The sequence below is a fragment of the Aquimarina sp. RZ0 genome (genome assembly GCF_008370685.1).
GTDB lineage: Bacteria > Bacteroidota > Bacteroidia > Flavobacteriales > Flavobacteriaceae > Aquimarina.
On record NZ_VTZU01000070.1, the window covers coordinates 22,640 to 34,508 of the forward strand.

The window sequence follows — 11,869 nt, forward strand, 5'->3', positions numbered from 1 at the left end:
TTTGCCAGATTATGATAAATACAGAAACAATAAATATCTATGGACAAACATATACGCTTCATCCCACTGGATCTGTATACTGGCATGAAACAGAAATGTTATTGATTGCTGATGTACATTTAGGAAAGATAACTCATTTTAGAAAGCATGGAAGCGCTGTGCCTTTATCAGCAACTCAGTATAATTTTACACAGCTTGATCAGGTTTTGTCTTACTTTGAACCTAAAGTACTATGTTTTCTGGGAGATTTATTTCATAGCTATATCAACTCAGAATGGCTTTTGTTTTCGGAATGGTTAACAAAGCTTAGTTCAGAAGTTGTATTGATAACTGGGAATCATGATGTTATTTCCGCTGTTAAATACGAAGAAATAAATATAACCGTATCCAATGAATGGCAGATTGGTTTAATTTTATTAACACACATCCCAGAAGTAAGAAAACATGCATTTAATATAGCGGGTCATATTCATCCGGGAATTCAATTAAAAGGACCAGGGAAACAATCAGTATCTGTTCCTTGCTTTGTTAAGAAATCAAACCAAATGATTTTACCTGCTTTTGGCACCTTTACAGGGAAACATATACTTGTTCCGGATAAAGAAGATGAAATATTTGCTGTCACAAAAGATGAGGTGATTTGTTGTACGTAAAAATTTACTGTAAACAGGCGATATTTCCTATTTATTCTTTGAGCTTATAGAGTAAAATGCCTTTTTTTACTTTAGTTTTCAGAATAAAAAAAACATACTCTGTTGATTTTTCTTCTTTGCTAAAATAAAAAACCATAATTTTTTTACAGTAAACTAGCGCGGGACGATCCCATGAGTCATTTTTTGGAAAAACATTTCGATTTCGAGACAAGTCTCAGAGCATTTTAATCTCGATTATCGAGTAAAATCAAACAATAATTATACAAGGACTAATACTTAAACAGCTAAAAAAAAAGCTTTATTATAATAAAATTTGTCTGTACAGCATCTAACTGAATTTTGTTGAATAACTAAATAATGGAGCAGTATTCTTCAAGGTTTTTCCCTGATCTTATATTTATAAATGATCGATAGATAGCTATAAAAAAAGCGATCCCCAGGTTAACTACTCCTGAGGATCTGAATTGAAACTTGAATATAATATCTAACACAAACTCAAATTATATATTTATGAAGGTTTCAATCTTTTTTATTTCCTTATTTTAAAAAGAAAACTTATTTCTTATATAATAAACAATTAACTTTTAATAAACCCTAATCAAAAAAATAAAGAATCACGCTTTTTTTGACGTGTGACTTCATAGGTAATAGTAAAGTAGGGTGTCAATTTACTGATTGTTAATTGTTTATTGTAGTTTTATTTTAGAACCACTTTTTTAATAAAAATCTGGTTATCATTTATATAATACATCAATTTTATAAGGTATTTATAGAATTGATTTATTTTTTTTCAATTCACTACAAAAAGTCAAGATGAGTTCGTACTGAAAATTAACATAGTCAGATTTATATGCACTTTATTTTTGTGATAAGACCAAGACTCAAAAAGATATGTAGTAAGGAGTTTAGAATACTCTGAAAACGAAGTAATTATGTGATTTTTCCCCTATATGATTAACGTTGCTTAACAAATATTAGTTATTAATTAACGACGCTAATGAGTATAATAATAAGGGTTTTGCGTTTTTTGCAGTAATTTATGATAGCTCTTAGATTGTTATAGAAAGCGCATTTTTATAGACAACTTAACAAAAGAGTTTTTACATGAATTGTTAACTAATTTTTATTAATTATATAACTGTAACTAAGTTATCACAAACTCAAAAAATAATGCAAAAGGTTTCATTATGGCTTTGTGCCATCACAGTGTTATGTCTTTTATCTTGTAATCAAGATGACAGACAGGAAGATTTTAATATCAACAATACAAAGCAATTATACAATACTGATTTTACAAAACAATATCTTGGAAAGAATGAATTATCGGTAATGCCATATCGTACTAATTATCTTCTGGAAGGAGATATTATGATTAGTAATGAATTACTATCAGAAAAACCTTTTTTAGGAAAAAGTGCTGGGTTAAATAGGCAAAGGTGGTCTGATAATATGGTCTATTATACAATAGCTTCAGACATGCCATTATCCAAGAAAAGATGGATTGATGATGCAATTATTCATTGGGAAGCGAATACAAATTTACGTTTTCAGGAGCGAACTAATCAATCAAATTATGTTGATTTCGTGAATACTAATGACAACTTTTGTACTTCTTTTGTGGGTATGATTGGGGGCAGACAGGAAGCTACAGTGGGTAATTGTTCTACTGGAGTTATGATCCATGAGATCGGTCATGCTATCGGATTATTTCATGAACATAATAGAAGTGATCGAGATCAGTATGTGAGAATTGTCAGTGAAAACATACAACCAGGTTTTGAAAATGCTTTTTCAAAATATACTGCGAGAGGAATTGATGGCACAGATTATACGGCTACTTTGGATTTTATGTCAATAATGATGTATTTCCCTACGGCTTTTAGTGTCAATGGTAATCCTACTATTACCAAATTAGATGGTTCTTCATATCAGTGGCAACAACAAGTCTTATCAGAAGGTGATATTGAAGGAATCAATATTATGTATCCAACAGATGGAACTGGAGGTGGAAACGGTGAGGTGACTATTTGTGATATGGTCGAAGAATGGAATCTTAATACTACATATAATCTTGGAGATAGAGTTGTTTATTTGGGTAATTTATTCGAGAAAACTTCGATAAATTGGACTTTTATAGCTTTTTGTGACGAAGGTAAAAATATCTTTTCTGGGAAACTTCCTGGAGATAATTAGAAAAACAGATAAAGAAGTGTAAACCACTTAAAATTCATTGATCCAATAGTTCGGCTTTTTACCCACTTATGGCATGTAAAAAGCCGAATTGTTTAGAGAATAATACTTTTACATTTTGGTTCAAAATAGATATCTTTTTATTGCCATCATACTTATAAGAACTACCAGTGTATAGTTATTGATAACTAGTTGTTTTTTTGAGATGGGTAATTATCTTTACTTCCAGTTCATTACATTAATTCTGCTTTTTATTCAAGTAATGTTAAATCAGCATGGATATCAATGATTGAACGAATTTTTTTAGTTCATTTCTAGTATTGATATCTATAATTTCTTCAGACCTGTTTATTTTACCTTTTATTCCTGAAATAAGTAATGTAGTCTCCTCAGTAAATTTTGTCTGCAGGGTTTTCATGATTAGTTTTAACTCTTGGTGTGCTTTGTCACCACTGGCTGATGCCGTTATGATTCCGATTGGTTTGTCAGAAAAAACTGTTGTTGAGACACACCATTCAATTACATTTTTAAGTCCGCTGGGAATGCTGAAAATATATTCTGGAGAGGATATAATAACACCATCAGCAGTATTTATTTGATTGCGAAATTCAATAACTTCCGTTGGAACGTTACGCTCAGTCAAATGCGTTTTGAAATGCGGTAACACAGCTAAATCATTGATTAAAGTTAAATCGAATTCTGATTTTCCTAATTCTGCTATCGTTTTCAAAATAAATAAATTAGAATAATTTTTACTGGCACTACCGCTGATACCTATTATTCTTTTCTTTTTCATTAAGGTTTTAGATTGTTATTTTTAATACGATACAAGATCAGGTATTCTTTTTTAAAACGATCCTTTCACCCTGTAGAATATGTCTTTGGTTATGATAGATAACAACTCTAAAAGTATCTCCCAGTCTTAATTTGATCCATTTAGAGATCGAAATTGCAGTTTTTACTTTATTTAGATTTACTTTTTTTGATTTCTCTAATAAATCAATGAGTGAATACTGTTGTTCTATAAAAATATCAATAGTTTCAACAGATAAATTGCTGTCTATAGGGTTCATTGATTTAAACGTTTTCATCGTATTGAGTTTTTCTTTAGGAAGCATCATATTTGCAGCGTAATTTCCTAACCAACCACTTACAAATCTTTTAGAGTTACTATGCTTAGAGGATTTGATTCGGTTTTTGATTTCTGGAATATAGAAAGCTCCGTATCTATTTAAATGTTCTATACATTCTAGAATGCTCCAACTATCTGAATCTTTTCTCCAGGTAAGAGTATCAAAAGAAAGTTGTTTAAAAGTCTCTGCTTTGTTGATATTTCCCTGTGTTCTTTCAATTAAATCTTGTAATAAGTCTTTTGCTATGGTATTCATCTATTTTTTTTAGCCAAAAATCGAGATATATACTGGCTAAAACCTTGATTGAAATTAAGATTTTTTAATTCTTGAAAGTGTCTCTGGTGTCATTCTTAAATATGACGCAATATATTTATTTGGGATTTCCTGGAAGAGTTGAGGACTTCTTTTTAAAACTCTTTTATATCTTTCTACTGGCGAGGTAGTAAGAATATCTCTTTCTCTTTCCATTTGTTGCAAAATAAAATCTTCTAAAATTTGATACCATATTCTCGTATTCTCTGGAGAAGACATTATAAAATTTTGAAAGTTTTGTTTAGTAATAACCAGTAAGGTTGTTTTTTTTAATGCTTGAATGTATAAATCTGAAGGTTTTTCGTTAAGAAATGAATCGAGAGCAACTATTAAATTATTTTTATAGCCAAATCTAATTGTATGTTCTTCAGATTCATCCAGAACAAAAATTCTTAGGCTACCATTTTTTACTAAATATAGATTCGTGTCAATACTTCCTTTTACTTTTAAATATTCATTTCTGTCAAGTTTCATTTCATAATCCCATACATTCCGGTCACTTATTTCTTTTATTAAAGTAGCAATTAAATCCATATTTTATCTAAAAAAATAAATAGTCATAATACGTTCAAATATAAAATAGTTGGGTCAATCAATCATTATAATTTTTGATTAGTATTTGTTATGTTTTTTGTAAATAAATTTCTGCTATTAGTCATAAAACCCTGTTTGGTATAGAGATTATTTGCGTGGGAGTTATGTTTTTCAACTTCGAGGTGGATTGCCTGTATATCTAGTTTACGAGCTATAGTTTCTATAAACTCCATTGTTTTTTTGCCGACTCCCTTGTTTCGATATTCATCTTTTATATAAAACTCATCAATAAAAGCATCTTTGCCCTTATATTCAAAACTAAAACCAAATGTTAAAACAATATAGCCAATACTTTTATGCTGTATTTTAATTAAAAATAACCTGCCTAACGATTTGTTTACTGAGAATTCTAATAGATTTTTTTCATAGAGTATCCGATCAAAATCATAACCATCGATCTTATTGAATGCGGCCATCATATCGAGCGTTTGATTTTTATCGAGATTAGTATATTCTTTAAAACTTACTTCCAATGTTTTTTAGATTAGTTTTCAAATACGGCAATAGCTCTGACTGGCGAACCAGTGCCTCCTCTTATTTTTAAGGGAAGTCCAATAAAACGAAACCTGCCTTTTCCGATTAAGAGATGAAGGTTGATCAGGTTTTCATAGTGCGTAAAATTTAATTCACCACAAATGTGATGTACTTCCTTATTTGATATTCCGGGAACGCCTGGAGACATTGTTTCTACTCCAAAAGCAGCTATTTTTTTCTGCCCCAGCCATCTGGCTGATTCTGTCGTTATTCCTGGTCCATTACTCCAGTTTTTTGTATTAAAATTTCTTCTATAATGGTCAGTATAGAGTAATACAGTATCTCCCTTTTTTATAGTGACTCCTGCTTGTATACAGGCATCTTCTATTTCATGAGTTTCGATTAATTCTCTTAAGTTTTTATGCGAGAAATCTAAGCAAATACCCTCTGTATAAAACGTGGATAAAGGCATTTTATCAATAGATTGTCCTTCATATTGTTGAGCCATGTGATTTATTGCATCTACGTGAGTTCCTGTATGTTCTCCAAGTTCTAATTTGTGAACAGCTGCCGTTCTCTTTTTTGGGTTTTTTATCCCATTCCATTCTTCGTGAGAATTATGAATATTCATTTTTACCTGAGGTAAGTCCTTATAAACGGGCATACCTTCATAAATTTCTTGGCTTAAATCAATAATCTCTATCATATACTTTTATTTTTTTGGATTTTGGTTTTATAACGTCTTATACCATACTAACCAAAAATAGTAATACGCTATCAGTTCATATTTCTGTATTGATACCTGTATCGGGGGGTATACTTTTTACTCGATAATCGAGATTAAAATGCTCCGAGGCTTGCCTCCAAATCAAAATGTTTTTTTCAATAAATGCCTCGTATCCTTGCTCCGCGGTAGTTTACTATATCGTGCATATTACAACAAATATACGAGAAGCTTTTATACCAAAATTCGATAGCTATTTTTATCTAAAACTTTCTATTTCGGTTTTAATTTTGTGAATCCAATACTGATCTGTAGGTTTGATGATAATGGTCTTAAAATTGAATTTTTCTCCTTCTATTTTTACTCCGTCTGAGTCGTCTATGTGTATGTCAAAATCAAATGCTTTAGGATATTTTGAGGAATTTGTATGTAATGATTTTAAAAGTTTTTGATTTTCAGTTTGATTAACAATTCGATTTGCCTTAATTCCATAATATTTTAGGGTCAACCATATGTTGGTTTTTGTTCTAAAAGATGTAGTATAGATATGAATATTATGATTTTTACTCTGTAGATCAGAAATTAAATCAGGTGTTCCTTTTCTGATTTTCTCAATACCTATACATTTTGCTATGACACTTCGCTTTTCTGTATCAAATTCATTTCCGTTAGGAATTAGAGTGCCGTCAAGATCAAAACTAATATTCATTTTTAGAATATAGAGTAAATAATTTAGAAGGTATAGCGTATTTTGATGTTAGTGGTTCCATCAAAAAATGAAATAATTGTTAGTCTCTTATTTCGACAATTGTTTCGATTTCGCAAGCAAGATTCCAGGGCAATGATATCATTCCTACTGCAGAACGGGCGTGTGTCCCTCTTTCTCCAAAAACATCAATAATCAGGTCAGAATAGCCATTTATAACTTTTGGGTGATCAGTAAAAGAAGAATCTGAATTTACCATCCCAAAAACTTTTACAATTTTTACAACTTTATTGAGGTCCCCAATTTTTTCTTTCAATACTGATAAGTGATTAATTGCAGTTAACCTGGCTGCATCATAGCCTTGTTCAACAGTTAAATCAACCCCTACTTTTCCTGTTATTCGTTCTCCCTTTGCAGTTATAGGACCATTTCCTGATAAATAAATATAATTACCAGTACGTGTTGCCATTTCTATACTAATCCCCGGAGGGAGTTTAGGAGGTGTTAATTGTATACCTAAATCTAAAATTTTCTTTGAAACATCATAAGGGTAAAGATTTTTTGAATTTTGAGTTTCTTGTATAGTTGAATTACAGTTGATTAGCAGGATTACAAAAGAAAGAAAAAAATATCTCATAAGTATTTGTTTATAAAAATATCTATAGGTATTACTGACTAGAACATATATTAAGAAACCAGGAAATAAAAAGCGATAATTTTTTAGTTTATGAAGTAATCAAAGGTACATATTTTATATGTATATATTTTTATCTGATAAACGTAAATTTCCCTTAATTTATTAAGGGTAGAATATTTTTTGATTTCATTTTAGAATAGGAATTCATCTTGAGTACTGTTTTGACTTATAAAATTCACTCGATAATCGAGATATAAATGCTCGGAGGCTTGCCTCGAAATCAAAATGTTTTTTTCAATAAATGCTTCGTGGGATTGCCCCGCGGTAGTTTACATTTTGCACGCTAATTGTGCTGTTTTTTTTAACCGTAAGGCTATGCTGAAAAACTACTACTTCATTATAGTACAAAAGGCAAACTTTTCGATTGAAAACCATGACTCAAGATGAGTTTTTGGTATGCAATGGTAACTGAGAATTGAAAAAAGATATTTTTTTAATAAATAAAAAGATGCCTCAAACTAATTGAGGCATCCGTATGGTTATTTATTTGTGCAAAAAAAGAATAAATAATCCAGATCCGAACAGGTTTTTAAAAAGGAAAGAATTTATTCTTTGCAAGCTGAACATCTATTAAGTAAAGATTATCTAATTTTTTCTGAAAATTTTCAGAGAGACTTCCAAAGAATTATATGAACCATATGTTCGAATCTTATAGTATTACCAAGTATTAATGACCTTATATATTTATATTTTACCGGATGATTCAATCATTAATATGTGCCAGATACTTTATTTTATAAAATGTGTATGTAATTGACTATAGCAATATTAAGGGAATTTTTTTTAAAATCATGTTAGATTTCTAACAGAATTGAAACTATTTTCTCCCTAATTATTCGTTTTTGAAAGTATTGGTTCTTTGAATTTTTATAAGACTTTATAATGTCTGTGATATTGAGATAACAAGACATGTGTTATTTTGATTTTGAGATTAAAATATGTATCATTAATGTATAGAGATAAAAAATAAAAATGATTGGAGAAACAAATTTAGATGCACTAATAAAAGGAATGACTCCCAAATTAAATAAAGGTGAGTATGTATTTACTAGTTTAAAAAGTATAGATGGAATTGATCGGAAAGATACCATTTGCGAGTTTCAAGAAAAGGAAGGGGTTACTATTGTAATAGAGAAGGGAAAAGCAGATAGTTTGGGGCTTAAATACGAATATATTGCTTCTTGGATTACATTAATGATTCATTCGTCTCTTGAAGCAGTAGGTTTGACCGCCTTATTTTCAGCAGAATTGGCTAGAAATAATATTAGTTGCAATGTAATAGCCGGATATTATCACGATCATATATTTGTAAACAAGAATGATGCTGCAAAAGCACTTGAAGCACTTAGTAATGTATCGAAGAATTCTTCTTGATTAGCATAGGTAAACGGATAAATAGTCATGCGCAATATTGAGCGAGATATACAATCAACTCATCTTGACTTATTAGTAATGAATCTCTTTTTTGTATTAGTGAAAAATGAAAAAAAATAATTTTCTTTTAGAGTAAAATTAAACAATAAATGGTAGTGTTTAAGATCCAAGTTGTATTATAAAATATTTTTTGCTCTGATCTTTTATTTTTTTATAAGATGTTTTTTGAACGGTACAAGTATTTTCTTTTTCAATACTTTTGGTTGAAGATTTTTGGTCAGGTAAATCTTTAATACCAGTAATATAGCTAAGACAAAAAGTGGCTAAAAATAGGATGCCAAATTGTTTTTTTAAAATTAGTAATTTCATTTTTTTAAGGTAAACTGTTGTAAAACATTCAGATTCTGATTTGTATTTTAGAATTAAAAAATCTGAATAAGTTTATATACAAAAAACAATATAATAGGGGAATCCCCTACCTTTATTATGTTAAACAAATGTTATCTTATTTTTTGAATATTGGTATGCTCTGGGTTTGTTATGGAAAAAAACATAATATGCTAACGTAATATTTTGATTATTAGTATTTAATGTGTTTTAACTAATATAATTCCAGATGTTTTTGTGTTTGGCTAATTGTTGATAGGTGTATAGTAATATTTTATTTTTTTCTAAAGAAAGAGAAGGGTCTTCTTTTAATATTTTCATCGCATAATACCTAGCGGTTTGAAGAATATCATTATCTCTAACGATATCTGCTATTTTTAGGTTTAGTATGCCGCTTTGTTGTGTACCCATGATATCGCCAGGACCTCTCAGTTTCAGGTCAACTTCTGCGATGTCAAAACCATCATTGGTACGTACCATCGTTTCTAATCGGGTTTTACTATCAGAAGAAAGCTTGTAACTCGTCATTAAAATACAAAAACTCTGCTCTGCACCGCGACCCACACGACCTCGTAGCTGATGTAGCTGTGAGAGTCCAAAACGTTCGGCACTTTCTATAATCATTACGCTGGCATTGGGTACATTAACACCTACTTCGATGACAGTAGTAGCAACCATAATATTTGTTTCACCTTTGACAAAACGATCCATTTCATAATCTTTGTCTACGGGTTTCATTTTTCCGTGAACGATAGAGATTTGGTACTCAGGAGTAGGGAAGGAGCGAGCAATACTCTCATACCCATCCATCAAGTCCTTGTAATCCAAAGCTTCGGATTCCTGAATTAACGGATATACAATGTAGACTTGTCTTCCCTTTTGTATCTCATCAGCTATAAATTTGAAAACTTTAAGTCGGTTGCTATCATATCGATGTACTGTTTTTATTGCTTTACGACCAGGTGGAAGTTCATCGATTATTGAGATATCGAGATCGCCATACAGACTCATAGCAAGTGTTCTGGGTATTGGGGTTGCTGTCATCACCAGAATATGTGGCGGGTACTTGTTTTTATGCCAGAGTTTAGATCGCTGCGCTACTCCAAATCGATGTTGTTCATCGATAATTGCTAATCCCAGGTTTTTAAACTTTACTTTATCTTCTAAGACCGCATGAGTACCAATAAGGATATGTAAATCTCCGTTTGCTAACTCTTCATGGATAATTCGTCTTTCTTTAGCTTTGGAGCTACCCATTAATAGTTTTACACGAATGCCTATATCTTTAGTAAGCTCTAAAATACCTTGATAATGCTGATTTGCCAAAATTGCTGTAGGTGCCATCAGACAGGTCTGAAAACCATTATCAATAGCGAGTAGCATCGTCATTAAAGCTACGATTGTTTTACCTGATCCTACATCCCCTTGTAACAATCGATTCATTTGAGCACTACTACCAATATCTTTTCTAATCTCTTTAATCACTCGTTTTTGAGCATTAGTAAGCTCAAACGGCAGGTGGTTGGCATAAAAATTATTAAAATATTCTCCAACTTCGGTAAAGGGATACCCCTTGATTTTTTGTTTTCGGATTAATTTTTTGGTAATTAGCTGTAGCTGAATATAAAAAAGTTCTTCAAATTTTAACCTGTATTGGGCTTTGGCAAGCAGTTCTTGATTTTTTGGGAAATGAATATTCAGTATAGCTTCACTTTTAGAGATAAGTTTTAGTTCAGTGAGTATTTCTGGAGATAGGGTATCATAAAATCGAATTTTAGTCTCAATAAATAGCTGTTGCATCATTTTGCTAATGACACGATTTGTAATTCCCTTATTAGATAATTTTTCTGTTGAAGGATATACAGGTTGCATCGATATTTTTAGATTTTTCTCATGTTCAGAAAACAATTCCATCTCCGGGTGTGGCATATTATAGCCATTATAATATTTTGTCTTTCCAAAGATTACATATGGGGTATTTATTTTTAAGTTTTCCTTAATCCATTTGTGTCCTCTAAACCAAACCAATTCTATTTCTCCTGTATCATCAATAAATTTGGCAACCAAACGTTTTCCTCGTTTTTGTTCTACCATTTTTAGGTGTACAATTTTACCAACTATTTGTACCTCTGCAGTGGTGCGTTGTAATTCATTGATCTTATAATACTGAGTTTTATCGATATATCGATTAGGAAAGAGGTTGATTAAATCCTGATACGCATGAATTCCTAATTCCGTACGTAATAAATCTGCACGGGATGGTCCTACCCCTTTAAGATAGTCTATGGGTGTTTGTAAGATATTAGGGTTCATCAGAGCTAATATAAGTGCATCTTAGTTTCTTTACAAACTAGTAAGAAAAGATTTTAGTATAAAATTAAAACTTGATTAAAATATTAGGTCTGATATACAAAATAGTAGGTTTTTATTGCTGCAAAGGTACTACGCATCAATTGAGAAGTCAATATTAGCACATTATATTTAATGAGTAAAAAGACATAAGGTTACCTCTAAAATTAATTTATTTTTAATCAAATAGTTATAGTATTTTACTGACTAAACACAGGTGAGATGAATAGTTACAAACGCACAGGAACAACTTCTTTATTTTCAGAAAGTTATCGA

Annotated in this window: 12 protein-coding genes; 3 read left to right on the forward strand and 9 right to left on the reverse strand. The window is 30.8% G+C overall.

The features are described 5' to 3' along the window. Positions 1-11: 11 nt before the first annotated feature. Complete coding sequence (gene pdeM / locus F0000_RS21390; RefSeq protein ID WP_149626763.1) at positions 12-653, forward strand: ligase-associated DNA damage response endonuclease PdeM; 642 nt, start codon at positions 12-14, stop codon at positions 651-653. Between the two features lie 1,170 nt (positions 654-1,823). After that, positions 1,824-2,846, forward strand: a complete 1,023-nt coding sequence (locus F0000_RS21395; protein ID WP_149626764.1) for a M12 family metallopeptidase — start codon at positions 1,824-1,826, stop codon at positions 2,844-2,846. A 262-nt stretch (positions 2,847-3,108) separates the two neighbouring features. Here F0000_RS21395 and F0000_RS21400 read toward each other — a convergent pair whose 3' ends face one another. The 7 genes from F0000_RS21400 to F0000_RS21430 form a co-directional block, all read right to left on the reverse strand. After that, positions 3,109-3,639 (reverse strand): NADPH-dependent FMN reductase, encoded by a 531-nt coding sequence (locus F0000_RS21400; protein WP_149626765.1) that lies wholly within the window; start codon positions 3,637-3,639, stop codon positions 3,109-3,111. 37 nt (positions 3,640-3,676) lie between these two features. After that, on the reverse strand, positions 3,677-4,231 hold the full coding sequence (locus F0000_RS21405; RefSeq protein ID WP_149626766.1) for a DinB family protein: 555 nt from the start codon (positions 4,229-4,231) through the stop codon (positions 3,677-3,679). Between the two features lie 54 nt (positions 4,232-4,285). Further along, a complete protein-coding gene (locus F0000_RS21410; RefSeq protein WP_149626767.1) occupies positions 4,286-4,822 on the reverse strand; it encodes a Crp/Fnr family transcriptional regulator in 537 nt (178 codons plus the stop codon). A gap of 65 nt (positions 4,823-4,887) precedes the next feature. Continuing rightward, the gene (locus F0000_RS21415; RefSeq protein WP_149626768.1) at positions 4,888-5,355 is read right to left on the reverse strand and encodes an N-acetyltransferase; all 468 of its coding nucleotides are present in this window, start codon (positions 5,353-5,355) and stop codon (positions 4,888-4,890) included. A gap of 11 nt (positions 5,356-5,366) precedes the next feature. Then, positions 5,367-6,062: a cyclase family protein gene (locus tag F0000_RS21420; RefSeq protein WP_149626769.1), complete on the reverse strand. Its 696-nt coding sequence runs from the start codon at positions 6,060-6,062 to the stop codon at positions 5,367-5,369. A gap of 277 nt (positions 6,063-6,339) precedes the next feature. Then, complete coding sequence (locus tag F0000_RS21425; RefSeq protein ID WP_149626770.1) at positions 6,340-6,789, reverse strand: HAD family hydrolase; 450 nt, start codon at positions 6,787-6,789, stop codon at positions 6,340-6,342. 79 nt (positions 6,790-6,868) lie between these two features. Next, the gene (locus F0000_RS21430; protein WP_149626771.1) at positions 6,869-7,423 is read right to left on the reverse strand and encodes a RidA family protein; all 555 of its coding nucleotides are present in this window, start codon (positions 7,421-7,423) and stop codon (positions 6,869-6,871) included. A 1,032-nt stretch (positions 7,424-8,455) separates the two neighbouring features. Between F0000_RS21430 and F0000_RS21435 the strand changes: the two genes are divergently transcribed. Then, complete coding sequence (locus F0000_RS21435) at positions 8,456-8,857, forward strand: ACT domain-containing protein (protein WP_149626772.1); 402 nt, start codon at positions 8,456-8,458, stop codon at positions 8,855-8,857. 159 nt (positions 8,858-9,016) lie between these two features. Here F0000_RS21435 and F0000_RS21440 read toward each other — a convergent pair whose 3' ends face one another. Beyond that, positions 9,017-9,226 (reverse strand): hypothetical protein, encoded by a 210-nt coding sequence (locus tag F0000_RS21440; protein ID WP_149626773.1) that lies wholly within the window; start codon positions 9,224-9,226, stop codon positions 9,017-9,019. A 228-nt stretch (positions 9,227-9,454) separates the two neighbouring features. Further along, positions 9,455-11,557 (reverse strand): ATP-dependent DNA helicase RecG, encoded by a 2,103-nt coding sequence (recG, locus tag F0000_RS21445; RefSeq protein ID WP_149626774.1) that lies wholly within the window; start codon positions 11,555-11,557, stop codon positions 9,455-9,457. Positions 11,558-11,869 lie beyond the last annotated feature (312 nt).